Genomic DNA, 14963 nt, shown 5'->3' with positions numbered 1-14963 from the left:
CCCCGTGGGTACTCACTCCCCGCCCATGGGCCGCACTGAAAGACAAGGAAGCAGCATGGCAGCATCATCGGCAGCCGAGCGCGTGGTCGTCGAGAACTGCGCGATCGCCACGGTGGACGCGAGCGACACCGAGTACGCCTCGGGCCACCTCGTCCTCGCGGGCAACCGGATCGAGTCCGTGGGAGCGGGAGCGGCGCCGCGGGACCTCGCCAACGTCGTACGCCGTATCGACGCGACCGGCCACCTGGCCACGCCCGGCCTGGTCAACACCCACCACCACTTCTACCAGTGGATCACCCGGGGCCTGGCCACCGACCACAACCTGTTCAACTGGCTGGTCGCGCTGTACCCGACCTGGGCGCGCATCGACGAGCCGATGGTGTACGCGGCGGCCCAGGGCTCCCTCGCCATGATGGCCCGCGGCGGCGTCACCACCGCCATGGACCACCACTACGTCTTCCCGAAGGGCTCCGGCGACCTGTCCGGCGCGATCATCCGCGCCGCCCGCGAGATGGGCGTCCGCTTCACCCTCGCCCGCGGCTCCATGGACCGCGGCGAGTCCGACGGCGGGCTGCCGCCGGACTTCGCGGTGGAGAGCCTGGACGGCGCGCTCGCCGCCACCGAGGCCACCGTCGAGGAGCACCACGACGCCTCCTTCGACGCGATGACCCAGGTCGCCGTCGCCCCCTGCTCCCCGTTCTCCGTCTCCACCGAACTGATGCGGCACAGCGCGGAGCTGGCCCGCCGGCTCGGCGTACGGCTGCACACCCACGGTTCGGAGACCGTGGAGGAGGAGAAGTTCTGCCACGAGCTGTTCGGCATGGGCCCGACCGACTACTTCGAGTCCACCGGATGGCTCGGCGAGGACGTGTGGATGGCGCACTGCGTCCACATGAACGACTCCGACATCGCGGCCTTCGCCCGCACGGGGACCGGCGTCGCCCACTGCCCCTCCTCCAACGCCCGGCTGGCCGCGGGCATCGCGCGCGTCCCCGACCTGCTCGCCGCCGGCGTCCCGGTCGGCCTCGGCGTGGACGGCACCGCCTCCAACGAGTCCGGCGAACTCCACACCGAGTTGCGCAACGCCCTGCTCGTCAACCGGCTCGGCGCCCACCGCGAGGCCGCGCTGGACGCCCGCCAGGCGCTGCGCCTGGGCACTTACGGCGGCGCCCGGGTCCTGGGCCGGGCCGCCGAGACCGGTTCCCTGGAGCCGGGCAAGCTGGCCGACCTGGTGCTGTGGCGGATGGACACCCTCGCCCACTCCTCCATCGCCGACCCGGTGACCGCCCTGGTCCTCGGCGCAGCCGCCCCGGTCACCGCGTCGTTCGTGAACGGCCGTCAGATCGTCGAGGACGGCAGGCTGCTCACGGCCGACGAGGACGCCATCGCCCGCTCCACCCGGAACGAGGCCCAGCGCCTGGCGAGGATCGCCGCCCGGGCCTGAACGACGTACACCCCGACACCCCTTGATCTCCGGCCGGGAGGGACGGCTCCCGGCCGGTAGCCGTGGACCCGAGCGGGGTCCATGGCGGCCGTCTCCGGGGCGTGCGCCCATGCGCACGCCTCCGGAGCGGTCACCGTTTCCCCAGACGGTCCGTCACGGTCCCGCACGACCGTCACCACCCGCACCACCTCCATGACACCCGCGTCAGAGCCGACGTGTACCCGACCGGAGGGACGCCGCCGTGGCAGACCACCCCGTAGACGAGAAACTCCCGCCCCTCAAGATGGCGACGACCGGCCTGCAGCACGTGGCCGCCATGTACGCCGGAGTAGTGGCACCACCCCTGATCGTCGGTGCGGCCATCGGCCTCACCGCCACCGAACTCACCTTCCTCACCGGCGCCTGTCTGTTCACCGCGGGCCTCGCCACCTTCCTGCAGACCCTCGGCATCTGGAAGATCGGCGCCCGGCTGCCCTTCGTCAACGGCGTCACCTTCGCCGGCGTCGCCCCCATGACCGCGATCGTCGCCGCCACCGAGGACAAGTCCGACGCGTTGCCGATCATCTTCGGCGCGGTCGTCGTCGCCGGACTCCTCGGTTTCCTCGCGGCCCCCGTCTTCTGCAAGGCGATCCGCTTCTTCCCGCCGGTCGTCACCGGCACCGTCATCACCCTCATAGGCATATCCCTGCTGCCCGTCGCCTTCGGCTGGGCGCAGGGCTCCAGTCCCGAGGCGGACGACTTCGGTTCGTCGACCAACCTGGGCCTGGCGGCGGTCACCCTCGTCATCGTCCTCCTGCTGCGCCGCTTCACCCGCGGCTTCGTCAAGCAGATCGCCGTGCTGCTCGGCCTGGTCGCGGGCACGCTCATCGCGATCCCGTTCGGCGTCACGGACTTCGGGCCGGTCGCGGACGCGAGCGTGGTCGGCTTCCCGGCCCCGTTCCACTTCGGCGCCCCGCAGTTCCAGCTCGCCGCGATCCTCTCCATGTGCGTGGTGATGGTGGTCTCGATGACCGAGTCCACCGCCGACATGCTCGCCCTGGGCGAGATCGTGGACCGCAAGGCCGACGAGAGGACCATCGCGGCCGGCCTGCGCGCCGACACCCTCGGCTCGGCGATCAGCCCGCTCTTCAACGGCTTCATGTGCAGTGCCTTCGCGCAGAACATCGGCCTGGTGGCGATGACGAAGATCCGCAGCCGCTACGTCGTCGCCGCGGGCGGCGGTTTCCTGGTGCTGATGGGGCTGTGTCCCATGGCGGCCTCGCTCATCGCCGTCGTGCCCCGGCCGGTGCTCGGCGGCGCCGGGGTGGTCCTCTTCGGCTCCGTCGCGGCCAGCGGTATCCAGACCCTGGTCCGGGCGAGCCTGGACAAGGACAACAACGTCCTGATCGTGGCGGTGTCCCTGGCCGTCGGCGTCATCCCGATCGCGGCGCCGGAGTTCTACCACTCGTTCCCGGAGAACGCGAAGATCATCCTCGACTCGGGCATCTCGACCGGCTGCGTGGCCGCCGTCCTGCTCAACCTGGTCTTCAACCACACGGGCCGGGGACGGGACGCGGAGGACGTGACCCATCCTATGGAGGCGGGGGAGGAGATCACCGGAGCGTCCCGGGCCCCGGCCACGTCGTGAGGCCCACCCCGGGCGGGCCCCGGGCGTTACGGGGGCCGGCGCCTCCCCCGGAGGCGCCGGCCCCGCATGCCGTCATGGCCGCTTCCGGGACCCCGCGGTGCGGGCAGTGATCGGCCACCCGCCCACCGCCTGAGGCCATGCCTGCCCGGGGAGGTGCTTGACGTCATGCCAGCCCGGGGGGTGCTCGACGTCATCCCTGATCGGGGGAGTTGCCTGACGCCATTCCCGTGCAGGGTGCCTGACGCCACCTCCGCCCGAGGCGCCGGCCCGAGGCGCCGGCCTGGCGGACGGCTGGTGCCGGGCCGGCGGGCGTCACGGGGCACGGCTGCGTGTGGCCGTGTGGCCGTGTGGCAGTAGGGCCGTACCGGACCAGCACCGGGCCGGTAACGGACCGGGGCCGCGGAACCGGTCCGGCCCCCGGCACCGGTTCCGACCGGAGCAGTCGGCCGAGCACCCGCCGCCGGGGGAGGCGCCGGGTCACAGACCGAGCAGCCCCGGTTCCGAGGCCAGTTCCTTGAAGCGCTGCCGCGGATCGGCCACCAGCTTGCGCGCGGTCAGGTCGATGAGCCCGCCGACGCCCTCGATCTCGGCGGCGACGGTGCCGTCCGCCTTGCGGATGACCTGCACCATCCGGAACGTCCTGCCCTCGCCCCACTCGAAGGCGCAGGTCACCTCGGCCTCGTCGCCGGCGAGCAGCTCCCGCCGGTAGCGGACCGTCGTCTCCAGGGAGACCGGGCCCACGCCCCGGGCCACGAGGCCGGCCTGCCGGATGCCGGCCGCCTGGAGCAGCGACCAGCGGGCGTGCTCGGCGTAGTTGAGATACACGGCCTGGTTCAGGTGGCCCTGGGTGTCGGTCTCGTACCCGCGGACGGTCACGGGAACGGAGAACGGTTCGCTCACGGCTGGTGCCTCTCCTCGTACCGGTACGGCGCCTGCTGACCCGCCGATCCTGACACGGCGGTTCACACCTTCCGCGGGGAGGCCAGCAGGTAACGGTCCCGGGTGCGCGGCTCGGTGTGCTCCCCGACCTGCCAGCCCGCCCGCTCCAGCGTCGCCGCACAGTCCCGCAGCGCCGCTCCGTCGGGCTCGTGCACGGCGACGGCCTCCGGCTGGGGTGTCGCCCGCACCCGGTACCCGTCGCCGCCACCGGGCCCCGCCGGGCGGTGCCCGGCCGCCTCCAGGGCGAGCGCGGCGGCCTGTACCAGGTGCGTACGCTCCCATGCGCAGGGCCGGTCCGTGCTCCCGTCGGAGTGGGTCATCCGGCGCAGCTCCAGCAGCCCCTGCCAGGCGCCGCGCACCTCGCGCAGCCGCGCCGGCCCGGCACCGCCCGGCACGGGCTCCTCCCCGCCCACCCGCGCGGCGAACACCCCGTCGGCGGCCGGTGCGGCCGGCTCACGGGCCGGGAGCGCCTCCGGCCCGGCCGGGGCCTGCCGTATCCGGTGTCCGGCCGGCGTCAGGAAGTGGTCGTGCGGCGGCCGCGGATGACGGAAGGCCAGCCCCCGTTTCACCAGTCCGGTGAGCTGCGCCTCGGTCCCTCTCAGGCGCCCGGTCACGGGATCGGCGGCATCGATGACACGCCGCTGCGCGGGGGTGGGCGACAGAGCCACGGCGTCCTCCCTCCCTCACCGGTGACGCCTTCGAAGACTACGCGGGGGGTCTGACATTCCAGGCGGCGACCACCGGCCGCCCGTGCTCCGTGCCCAGCCGGCACAGCGTGCCCGTGCCGAGCTGGAACAGCGCCCCCTGGGCGGGATCGAGCCCCAGGTGCCGGGCGGTCAGCACCCGCAGGAAGTGTCCGTGCGCCACCAGCACCACACATCCCTCGGTGTCGGCGAACGCGGCCTCCACCCGGGCCAGCACGCGGTCGGCCCGCTCGCCCACCTGCTCGGGCGTCTCCCCGGGGTGGTCCGCGGGTCCCGGTGTGACGCCGTCCGTGAACAGGAACCAGTCCGGCCTGGTCCGGTGGATCTCGACCGTCGTGATGCCCTCGTACCCGCCGTAGTCCCACTCGTGCAGGTCCGGATCGATCCGCGTCTCGTGCAGCCCGATCAGCTCGGCCGTCTCCCGGGCCCGTTGGAAGGGGCTGACGAACGCGGCCCCGATCCGGTGCGACCGGATCAGCGGCACCAGGCTCCGGGCCTGCGCCCGCCCCCGTTCGGTCAGTGGAACGTCCGTCAGTCCGGTGTGCCGCCCGGAACGCGACCATTCGGTCTCACCGTGCCGGACGAGAAAGAGATCTCCCATGCCTCCAGGCTATGCGTCCGGCCGTCGGCCGCTCACTGCCGGTACCCGCCCAGGAACCGCCCGATCCGCCCGATGGCCGCCTCCAGGTCGTCCGCGTGGGGGAGGGTGAGGATGCGGAAGTGGTCGGTGCCCGGCCAGTTGAAGCCGGTCCCCTGGACCACCTGGATCTTCTCGCGCAGCAGCAGGTCGAGGACGAACCGCTCGTCGTCGTGGATCCGGTGCACCTTGGGATCGATGCGCGGGAAGGCGTACAGCGCGCCCTTGGGCTTCACGCAGGAGACGCCCGGGATCTCGTTCAGCCGCTCCCAGGCGACGTCGCGCTGTTCGCGCAGCCTGCCGCCCGGCGCGGTCAGTTCGCGGATCGACTGGCGGCCGCCGAGCGCGGCCTGGATGGCGTACTGGGCGGGCGCGTTGGCGCACAGGCGCATGGAGGCCAGCATGGTCAGGCCCTCCAGGTAGTCGCGCGCGTGCTGCCGCGGTCCGGTGACCACCAGCCAGCCGGAGCGGAAGCCCGCCACCCGGTAGGTCTTCGACAGGCCGCAGAAGGTCAGGACCACCAGGTCGGGGGCGAGGGCGGCGGCCGAGTGGTGCACGGCGTCGTCGTACAGGATCTGGTCGTAGATCTCGTCGGCGAAGACCATCAGGCCGTGCCGGCGGGCGAGGTCGAGGATGCCCTCGACGATCTCCTTGGGGTAGACGGCGCCCGTCGGGTTGTTCGGGTTGATGATGACGACCGCCTTGGTGCGATCGGTGATCCTGGACTCCATGTCCGCGAGATCCGGGTACCACTCGGCCTGCTCGTCGCACAGGTAGTGCACCGCCCTGCCGCCCGCGAGCGTGGTCACCGCCGTCCAGAGGGGGAAGTCGGGGGCGGGGATCAGGACCTCGTCGCCGTCCTCCAGCAGGGCCTGTACGGCCATGGAGACCAGCTCGGAGACGCCGTTGCCGAGGAAGACGTCGTCCACGCCCACCTCCAGGCCGAGGCCCTGGTAGCGCTGGGCGACGGCGCGGCGGGCGGAGAGGATGCCGCGCGAGTCGGTGTAGCCGTGCGCCTGCGGCAGCATGCGGATCATGTCCTGGAGGATCTCCTCCGGCGCCTCGAAACCGAAGAGCGCGGGGTTGCCGGTGTTCAGGCGCAGCACGCTGTGCCCCGCTGCCTCCAGCGCGTCGGCCTGCTCGATGACCGGGCCGCGGATCTCGTAACAGACCTCGCTGAGCTTGTTCGACTGCCGGAACTCCATGCGGCGCTTCCCCTCCGGTATCTGATGATGCTTGGTTTTACCAAGCGGGAGCTTGGAAAGTCCAACAACTTGTCTAGACTGCGTCGCATGTCACCTCGCCGAAGCTACGACCAGTACTGTTCCGCCGCCCGTGCGCTCGACGCCGTCGGCGACCGCTGGACCCTGCTGATCGTCCGGGAGCTCCTCGCCGGTCCGCGGCGCTATACCGACCTGCACGCCGACCTGCCCGGCGTCAGCACCGACGTACTCGCCTCGCGGCTCAAGGACATGGAGCAGGGCGGGCTGACGACCCGGCGCCGGCTGCCCCCGCCGGGAGCGGCGTACGTCTACGAACTGACCCCGCGGGGCCGCGGGCTGCTGCCGGTGCTGGAGGCGCTCGGCGCGTGGGGTGCCGGCGAGCTGGGGGAGCGGCGGCCCACGGACGCTGTGCGGGCGCACTGGTTCGCGCTGCCCCTGCGGCGGGCCCTGCGGGAGGCCGGGGCGGGGGAGGGGCTCGTCGAAGTCGGGCTGGACGAGGGAGAGTTCCACCTCCACGCGGGCGCGGACGAACAGGGGCCCGTGTACGGCGACGGGCCCGCGCCGGCGAGGCCCGACGCCCGGCTGGTGCTGGACGCCCGGACCTGCGCGGCGCTCGGCCGGGGAGAGCTGGGCCTGCGGGACGCGGTACGGGACGGCCGCGTCGAGGTGACCGGCGAGGGCACGGCGGCCAAGGCGCTCCGGGAGGGCTGAGACGACGGAAGGCCCGCCGGGGCGGGCCTTCCGGGGAACGTCGCCGTCAGGCGGCCGGAGGCACCCGCGACGGCCGCCCCGAGCCGCGGGTCAGCGCGTACCCGCCGACGCCCGCGAGCGCGGCCAGCACACCCCCGATCCCGGTCCACACCCACCGGTCGGACCACCAGCCGGAGGACCAGCCGTCCTCGGGCTCGATCGCGGACAGCACGGCGACGCGGTCCGAGTCCTCCTCGTCCGCGCCGGACCGCACGGCCACGCCCGGCACCAGCGGCTCGGCCAGCGAACCGTCCACCGCCGACGCGCCGCCCATGTCCTCGGCGTCCACCTCGACCTCCGCGCCCACCCGGACACCGAGGTCCGACGTCGGCAGGTCGACGACCGTCAGCCGGACGTAGTACGTCCCCGGCAGCGGGTCGTTCGCCCACGGCTCCGACCAGGCGCGCACGGTGCGCAGCACGCAGGCCAGCTCCACGGACGCGGCACCCGCCGCCGCCGTGCGGGTCTGTGCGCCGTACTGGCAGGCCTGGCGGCGGCGCAGGCCGTCGTAGACGTCGATGCGCCAGGTCTCGGCGGCGTGCGTGGCGGGCAGCCGCACCGTGGCCCGCACGGTGGGGCGCTGGCCGGCGTCGGCCGGGAACGACCAGTACAGGTAGTCGCCCGCGGCGCCGTTCGCCGTGGCCGGCCGCCCCTGTTCGATCTCGGTCGCCGTCCGGAACGAGGTGCCCGCCGTCGTCGGCGTACCGCCGTCCTCGGACGGGCTCGCGGAGGGGGACGCGTCGGCCGCCGCGGGCGACGCGGCGAGGCCCAGCAGCAGTACCGCCGAGGTCAACGCTCGGGTGAAACGCATCAGTGGGTCCTCCAGACCGCGAACCGCAGGCGTGACAGCCAGCCCCACAGCAGGCCGGCGAGGAATCCGGCGAGCACCAGCACGCCGAGCAGCCACCAGCCGCGTCCGAGACCGAAGGAGGCCACGTCGTCGGCGTCGCTCGGACCGTCCACGACGTCGACGGTCAGCTCCAGCGGCAGCCCGGGCGTGGTCTTCACACCGGAGGCGACGGAGAAGGAGTTGGTCACCTGGAGGCACACGGTCTCCGCGGCCGGCGTGCCGGCGTCCGCGTCGTCGCGGTCCGCCTTCGGGTACCGCAGCCCCGTCGAGATCACGTCCGTACGGCCGTTGCCCGCCGCCTCCCCGCGCACGATCTCCCGGCCGTGCACCGTGACCGCCCGCAGCAGCAGCCCGTAGGACGGGTTCACGGCGCGGTCGGCACCGACGCTCACCGAGGCCCGCAACTCCTGTCCGGGCAGCACGTCCACCCGGTACCAGCGCTGCTGCCCGAACTCCTCGCGGTCGGTGTACAGACCCGACTCCAGCGTCGGCGCCTTCGCGCAGGCGTCCGCGCCCTCGGTGGCGACCGGTGTCACCACCGGGTCGGCCGCACGGTCCACCAACTGGTTGACCCGGTCGGTCAGTTCGTCGGTGTGCTCGATGGAGGTGTACGTCCCGCCGGTCGCCTCGGCGATGCAGCTGAGCTGCTGCCGCATCGCGGTGCTGGGGACCAGGCCCAGCGTGTCGATGGTCAGCCCGATGCCCTGGGCGGCGATCTCGCGGGCCACCTCGCACGGGTCGAGCGGGGCGCAGGTGTCCTCGCCGTCGCTGATCAGCACGATCCGCTTGGAGCCGTCGCCGCCGTCGAGGTCGTCGGCCGCCGCGAGCAGCGCGGGGCCGATCGGCGTCCAGCCGGTGGGCGCCAGCGTCGCCACCGCCGTCTTGGCCTCGGTGCGGTCCAGCGGGCCGACCGGGTAGAGCTGCGCGGTGTCCTTGCAGCCCTTCTCGCGGTCGTCGCCCGGGTAGTCGGCGCCCAGGGTCCGGATACCGAGCCGCACCTCCTCGGGCGTCGCGTCGAGCACCTCGTTGAACGCCTGCTTCGCCGCGGCCATCCGCGTACCGCCGTCGATGTCCCGTGTCCGCATCGAACCGCTGACGTCGAGCACCAGGTCGACCTTCGGCGCGTCCTCACCCGTGGGTTCCCCGGTGCTCGCCGCGGCCGGGAACGCGATCCCGCCCGCCAGCGCGGCGAGCAGGGCACAGGCACCCGCCGCCAGCCGTGTTCTTGTGATCATCGGCGGATCTTATTGATCCAGAGCGCCTCGCTCCAAAACCGCCGCGATCACCGCCCCGGTTCCCATGAAGGCCGGTGTTCACCCGGACCCCGGCGATCCGGTCGTCAGAGGGTTGGGCAGTACGGTCCAGAGGTCGCCCGTACGCCCGGGCGTCAGACGCATCACCGTCAGCGCCTTCACCGGCAGCGGCTCCTCGCCCAGGGCCACCGCGTCGGCGGTGCGCGGGAGTTCGGGCAGGGCCGCCTCCAGGGTCCTGCGCAACGCCGGGGCGGAACCGGCCGTCGCCGCCAGGGCGCCTGCCACCAGTGAGCCGAACAGTTTGCGGCGCAGCGCCGTCGGGTCGTCGGTGAGCATCCGCGCGGGCAGACCGGGGGCGTCGATGCCGTGCCGGGCCAGGCGGGCCGGGGAGACCCGGATGTCGGCCAGGTCGCGGTAGACCAGGCGCACCGGGTCGCCCGTCGAGGACAGGACGACGAGGAGGTTCTGGCCGTGCGCCTCCAGGGCCACGCCCAGCTCCAGCGCGCGCAGCCCGACGGTGAGCGCGAGACGGGCGAAGGCCGCGCGCCACGCGGGGGAGCGGGGCAGTCGGGTGGTCGCCAGCGCCGCCACCGGGACGATGTACTCGCCCGCAGCCGCGTACACCCGTGGCGACTCGCGCAGTACGGCGGCCAGGTCGGGGGAGTGGGCGGTGGCCGCGCCCAGCGTGCGGGTGACGTGCAGCAGGCCGTCCGTGCGTGCCGCCAGCTCCTCCCCGAACGCCGACAGGTCCGCCGACGCGGCGACCGACGCGACCGAGATGTCCCGCACGGAGGACGTCAGCCGGGCGCTCAGCGCGGTCTTGACGTGTGGTCCGCCGGGTACGGCGAGGGTCCGCAGGGACATCAGCGGGTGCGCGGCGAGTTCCTGGTCGCAGGGCCGGCCGAGCACGTGCGCGGACTGCCAGGGGTGCACCGGGACCAGCAGCCGCGCCCCGTCCCGCAACTCCCGCGGCCACGCCCCCGTCACCAGGCACTCGGCCGCCGCCACCGGCATCAGCCCCAGCCCCACCACCGGCCCGTGCTCGGGCCCGTACGCCAGCTGCTCCGCCACCGAGAAGCCCGGCCGCGCACGGCACCCGGGATGGTACGGGTGCCCGTCGACCACCCGCTGCTCCCAGCCCCAGTCGCTGTCCGGCCACTCGTCCGGGTGATCCCTCGGCGTCGTCTCCTTCCCCGCCGGCGGGGGCTGGGCTGCGCGCGACAGCGCCAACGACGCCGTACTGTGCCCGAGTTCGGCGGCGAATCCCGCCGAGTGCGGTACGGCGAGGTCACGCATCAGCCGCTCCGGGGCGTCGTACGGGACCTCGTCCAGCCGTACGACCGGGACGTACGCGTCCGTGCGACAGGGGTCGGCGGCCGGGCCGGTCAGCCGACGGCCGTCCCGAAGACGCAGGGCGAGTCCGTCCCCGCAGGACTCCCGGCCCCCGATCCACGGCAGTGGTTCGAAGGCGAGGGCACGCCACAGCCGGGTCAGCACGGCCGCGCGGGCGCCGGGCAGCTCGGCCGCGAACCGGGCGGCCAGAGTGGGACGGACGGCCGCCAGCTCGTCGGCGACCTCGGCCTCTGCGCTGCGGGGACGATGCACGTTCTGCTCCTCGGGTACGAATGCGGCGGCACGGTGGAGGGACGACGAGAGACATACTGATCGTCGTGATCGTCTCCGTCCTCTCCGCGATGGACCGACCGTAGGGAACGAGTGGAACGCGTGGATCTCCTGCCCCCGCCCGCCGGCGCCGCCCGGGACGCCGACACCCGGGACGACGTCGCGCGCCGCGCCGACGCCTACGCGGGCGCACCGCTGCTGAACTGCCTGCTGCGCGAAGTGGCCGAACCGCTGCCGGACCCCGGAGCCCGGCCGGTGTACCGGCTGCCCGGCGGCGGACTGCTGCGGGTGCGGGGCGGCCGCCGCCCCGCCGAACCGGAGATCTGCACGGCGGACGGCTGGCACCGCGTCGACCACGCCGGACTGGTGGAGCTCGTCGCCGATGAACTGCGCCGGCACACCGGTGTGTCCAACCACGAACTGCCCGCCGAGATGACCGGCAGCCGGGACGCGGTGGCCGCCCTGCTGACGGCACGGGCGCGGGCCACCCCGCCCGGGGACCCGTACCTGCGCTCCGAGCAGGCCCTGCTCACCGGCCACACCCACCACCCCGCCCCGAAGGCCCGCGGCGGCGGCCCGCCCGCCGCCTGGCTGCCGTACGCGCCCGAGGCGCACGCCCGCTTCCCGCTGACCCTGCTCGGCGTGCGCGAGGACACGGTCGTCGACGAGGGCGACACCGCCGCCCTGGACGCCCTCGGTCAGGCCCCGCCCGGGTACCGGCTGCTGCCCGCCCACCCCTGGCAGCTGGAGCTGGCCGCGAGCGCCCTGGCCCCGGCCTTCGCCGACGGGCGGATCGTCCGGTTCGGCACCACCGGCTTCCCCGTCTGGCCGACGGCCGCGATCCGCACGGTGTACGCCCCCGAGTACCTTCCGGGGCGCGACCTGTTCCTCAAGTTCAGCCTCGACGTCCGCATCACCAACGACATCCGCCGTCTGTGGCGCCACGACCTGCTGAAACTGCGCCGGACCGACACGGCGGTCACCGAGGCCTTCGACGCCGTCGGCCCCCCGGCGGCCTGGCTCTCCGACCGCGGCCACCGCACCGCGGACTTCGCCTTCGAGGAACTGGCCGTCGTCGTCCGCGACGGACTGCGCGACCGCGTCCCGCCGGGCGCGACCCCGCTGCTGGCCGCCGCGCTCGTCGAGGGCTTCGAGGGCAGCCCGCTGGAGGCCACCACCGACCCGGCGGCCTGGTGGGACGCCTACCTCGCGGCCGTCGTCCCGCCCGTCCTGACCGCCTTCGCCGACGACGGCGTCGTCCTGGAGGCGCACCTCCAGAACACACTGGTCGCCGTGGACGCGTCCGGAACACCGGTGCAGGCCCTCTTCCGGGACGCGGAGGGCGTCCGGCTCCTCCCGGAGACCTCCCGGGCGGCCGGCTGGGAACGGCTGGTGTACTGCCTGGTCGTCAACCACCTCGCGGAGATCGCCGCGGCCCTCGCCGAGCCCCGCCCCGGCTTCGACCCCTGGCCCGCCGTCCGCCGGGAACTGGCCCGCCACGCCCTGCCCGAGATCCCCGCCCTCCTCGCCTCACCCACCCTCCCCGGCAAGACCAACCTCCTGCTCCGCTGGACGGGCGCGGACGGCGCCGACGCCCGCTACCGGCCGCTGGCCAACCCCCTCCTCGGGGCGTGAGGGCCGGCGGTCCGCCGGGTGCCGCGGCCCGGGACCGCGGGCGGGCGCCCACGGGAGCGTGCCTCGTCACGCCCGGTTGCCACGCGGCCGGGTGCTTGTCGGGCGGGCCCATCGGCCGTGCTTCCGCGCCCCCTTCACGGACGCCCCTGCGCGGGTGGAGGGTGCCGGGGGGGACTGCGTTGAATCGCCGGCTGTCCCGGGCGCCTGGAATCCGGTCCGGATTCCGAAGGCGGGTGCGATGCCCGTGTCGTCCTCTTCTGACCACATCCGTGCTGTGCCTCTTCACCGGGTTCTGGCTGATGTGACGCGTAAGGGCCCTCCGGGGCTGGTGGAAGGGGCGGGCCGGCAGACACGGGGAGGGCTGGTCCGGCTGGGACTGGGGCCTTTTCAACCGCTGTTGATCACACATCCCGGCCGTCCCGCAGCACGTGCTGCGGGACGGGCCGAGCCCCCCGCATCCGGCACCCGAACTCCCACAGCACGCCGTAGAACCAGCCGCGGTGCGCCTCGACCATGCGCGCCACCTGCGCCGGGCTGCCCCAGGCGTGGGCGCGCTCGGCCAGATCACGCACCGCGGCCAGGAACGCGTCGCCCGGCGGCCCCACCACCGCCTCCGGCACCTGAAGAACCCGCACGACGCGCGACGCGGTCTCGGCGAAGTCGCCCGGGCGCACGCTGGCCGCGCCCTCGTCGCAGTGGACGTCGTCGAAGGCGAACATCCGCTACGTACCTGCGACGGCTGAGGGCGGGCGCACGGCGGGGGAGCGTGAGCGCGTGATGCGCCGACGACGAGAGCGGACAGCAGCGCGGCGGAAGCGCCACCGCGATCTCACACGCTCCCTTGCCTTCTCGTACCGTCACCGTGAGGCCCTCCCGCCGACGGTCAGTCGCTGCCGGCGTTTGTGGTCGGCGAGGGCGTGTTCGACGGTGACGCGCGCGGGGACGGCGGTGACGGGCCCGCGGCATCCGACGCCCTGGAAGCACCTGACGAGCGCCGGGCGCGGGTACGCGGGTCTTGCCCGGTACTCAGGAGCCGTCGATCTCGTCAAGACCAAGGGGCCGAAATTTCTGCGTGGAGCAGGTAACGCGATGATGGTCAGCCATGACACAGCCGACGACCTCGCGGGTGGCCAGGTCCAGCCGGCAGGCGAGGCAGAGCCAGCCCGCGGCGGTGGAGGCAGGTGGGTGATGTCACCGACCGGCTTGGTCCCGGGCCGCTCGGCGTGGAAATCGCGGCCGATCAGGTCCGGGGCCGGCGTCGCTCTCTTGTCCGGCCGGTCGACCGACCTGGCTGGGCAGTACAGCTAGGTCAGCGACGAGTGAACCCCGTGAGCTCTTGGTCAACATTTGGCCCTATGTAGACAACCTTTACTGAAGCTTTGACTCGGACATATTCGAGGAAGGACCACGTGGGGCCACATCCGGAGCACCAAGATCTTCAGGTCGGCCGTGTCAGATCAAGTCAGAATATCGGGGTGGCCTGTTGCGGACGATCGAGCATCGGCTAGCGTGATCCGCGCACCTTGGGAACAGACGCTCGAAAGGTGGATGGTGACGCCTTTACGAGCCGTCGGGCATTCGTTCTGGGTGGCATCGATGTGGAACCGGATTGTAAGTCGTCGCGCGTTGATGAAACCCTCGGAATCGGAAATTCCGATCTGTTTGTGCCGTGCGTAGGTAAGAGCCGTGTACCTCGCTCGACGAGCTCTCCGGCTTTTCCAGCTCAGTGCGGGGGGCAATCCATTTCATGTCGCGTGGCCCAGGGAGGGCTGTCGGTCCCGGATCGGACGTCCAATTCGCTATCAACAGACGGGAGATACAGGTAATGGAGCACAAGATCGCCGTATTCATGAACACGCAGGACCTCGGAACCCTGGAGCAGGGCTACCAGGACGACGACGCGGCGCCGGTCCTGGCCACCCCGGCCGCGGTGGCCACCTGCTGGTACGTCGGCGGTGCCGTCGCCGGCGCCGGCGCCGTGGTCGGCGCCTACGTCACCGGCCGCGTCGTCGGCTGACCCCTGTAACCCCGCACGACCGACCCCTAGGAGGACATCGCAATGAGCAGGATCGTGGACAGCGTCGTCGCTGTCACCCCGCAGCACCTCTCGGACGAGGCGCACGGCGAGTTCGGCGTCATGATGCCCGTGCAGGCCACCCCGACGCTGATCGCCTTCGGCGTCGGATTCGCGGGCGGTGCGGGTGCGGCGTGGGTCACCGTTCAGGCGTACGAAGCCGGAGCGAACGACTGAGTGCTCGCGTCCGACTGAGCACCGCAT

At 73.1% G+C, this 14963-nt stretch carries 14 protein-coding genes; 6 read left to right on the top strand and 8 right to left on the bottom strand.

The features are described from left to right. Positions 1–55 precede the first annotated feature (55 nt). Together ACVV2G_RS09455 and ACVV2G_RS09450 are read left to right on the top strand one after the other, a co-directional pair. The gene (locus tag ACVV2G_RS09455) at positions 56–1444 is read left to right on the top strand and encodes an 8-oxoguanine deaminase (protein WP_453842165.1); all 1389 of its coding nucleotides are present in this window, start codon (positions 56–58) and stop codon (positions 1442–1444) included. 241 nt (positions 1445–1685) lie between these two features. Beyond that, positions 1686–3071: a nucleobase:cation symporter-2 family protein gene (locus tag ACVV2G_RS09450; RefSeq protein WP_453842164.1), complete on the top strand. Its 1386-nt coding sequence runs from the start codon at positions 1686–1688 to the stop codon at positions 3069–3071. Between the two features lie 477 nt (positions 3072–3548). Here the strand turns inward: ACVV2G_RS09450 and ACVV2G_RS09445 are convergent, their stop codons facing one another. The 4 genes from ACVV2G_RS09445 to ACVV2G_RS09430 all read right to left on the bottom strand — a co-directional run bounded on the left by ACVV2G_RS09445 (position 3549) and on the right by ACVV2G_RS09430 (position 6556). Further along, entirely contained in the window at positions 3549–3971 is a 423-nt protein-coding gene (locus ACVV2G_RS09445) for an acyl-CoA thioesterase (RefSeq protein ID WP_453842163.1), read from the bottom strand. Positions 3972–4033: 62 nt separating this feature from the next. Continuing rightward, on the bottom strand, positions 4034–4678 hold the full coding sequence (locus tag ACVV2G_RS09440; RefSeq protein ID WP_453842162.1) for a hypothetical protein: 645 nt from the start codon (positions 4676–4678) through the stop codon (positions 4034–4036). A 37-nt stretch (positions 4679–4715) separates the two neighbouring features. Then, positions 4716–5315, bottom strand: coding sequence for a histidine phosphatase family protein (locus ACVV2G_RS09435; protein WP_453842161.1), 600 nt, complete (start codon positions 5313–5315; stop codon positions 4716–4718). Between the two features lie 32 nt (positions 5316–5347). After that, positions 5348–6556, bottom strand: coding sequence for a pyridoxal phosphate-dependent aminotransferase (locus tag ACVV2G_RS09430; protein WP_453842160.1), 1209 nt, complete (start codon positions 6554–6556; stop codon positions 5348–5350). Positions 6557–6643: 87 nt separating this feature from the next. On the opposite strand from ACVV2G_RS09430, the gene ACVV2G_RS09425 reads away from it, so the two are divergent. Next, positions 6644–7285 (top strand): winged helix-turn-helix transcriptional regulator, encoded by a 642-nt coding sequence (locus ACVV2G_RS09425; RefSeq protein ID WP_453842159.1) that lies wholly within the window; start codon positions 6644–6646, stop codon positions 7283–7285. Positions 7286–7331: 46 nt separating this feature from the next. On the opposite strand, the gene ACVV2G_RS09420 is transcribed toward ACVV2G_RS09425, so the two are convergent. From ACVV2G_RS09420 to ACVV2G_RS09410, 3 genes are all read right to left on the bottom strand, one after another. After that, positions 7332–8135, bottom strand: coding sequence for a hypothetical protein (locus ACVV2G_RS09420; protein WP_453842158.1), 804 nt, complete (start codon positions 8133–8135; stop codon positions 7332–7334). Then, positions 8135–9409 carry a VWA domain-containing protein gene (locus ACVV2G_RS09415; protein ID WP_453842157.1) on the bottom strand — a complete coding sequence of 425 codons (1275 nt, stop codon included), beginning with the start codon at positions 9407–9409 and terminating at the stop codon, positions 8135–8137. The genes ACVV2G_RS09420 and ACVV2G_RS09415 overlap by 1 nt, the downstream gene beginning before the upstream one ends. 78 nt (positions 9410–9487) lie before the next feature. Further along, the gene (locus tag ACVV2G_RS09410) at positions 9488–11032 is read right to left on the bottom strand and encodes an IucA/IucC family protein (RefSeq protein WP_453842156.1); all 1545 of its coding nucleotides are present in this window, start codon (positions 11030–11032) and stop codon (positions 9488–9490) included. Between the two features lie 111 nt (positions 11033–11143). On the opposite strand from ACVV2G_RS09410, the gene ACVV2G_RS09405 reads away from it, so the two are divergent. After that, the gene (locus tag ACVV2G_RS09405) at positions 11144–12685 is read left to right on the top strand and encodes an IucA/IucC family protein (RefSeq protein ID WP_453842155.1); all 1542 of its coding nucleotides are present in this window, start codon (positions 11144–11146) and stop codon (positions 12683–12685) included. A 401-nt stretch (positions 12686–13086) separates the two neighbouring features. Here ACVV2G_RS09405 and ACVV2G_RS09400 read toward each other — a convergent pair whose 3' ends face one another. Further along, positions 13087–13404 carry a terpene synthase family protein gene (locus ACVV2G_RS09400; protein WP_453842154.1) on the bottom strand — a complete coding sequence of 106 codons (318 nt, stop codon included), beginning with the start codon at positions 13402–13404 and terminating at the stop codon, positions 13087–13089. A 1106-nt stretch (positions 13405–14510) separates the two neighbouring features. Here ACVV2G_RS09400 and ACVV2G_RS09395 point away from each other — a divergent pair. Both ACVV2G_RS09395 and ACVV2G_RS09390 read left to right on the top strand, forming a co-directional pair. Next, entirely contained in the window at positions 14511–14702 is a 192-nt protein-coding gene (locus tag ACVV2G_RS09395) for a hypothetical protein (protein ID WP_453842153.1), read from the top strand. A 42-nt stretch (positions 14703–14744) separates the two neighbouring features. Then, positions 14745–14936 carry a hypothetical protein gene (locus ACVV2G_RS09390; RefSeq protein WP_453842152.1) on the top strand — a complete coding sequence of 64 codons (192 nt, stop codon included), beginning with the start codon at positions 14745–14747 and terminating at the stop codon, positions 14934–14936. The last annotated feature ends 27 nt before the right edge of the window (positions 14937–14963 follow it).

This window comes from Streptomyces sp. JK94 (assembly GCF_053613315.1).
The sequence above is the reverse complement of the archived record's forward strand: the minus strand, read 5'-3'. Positions and strand labels throughout refer to the sequence as shown.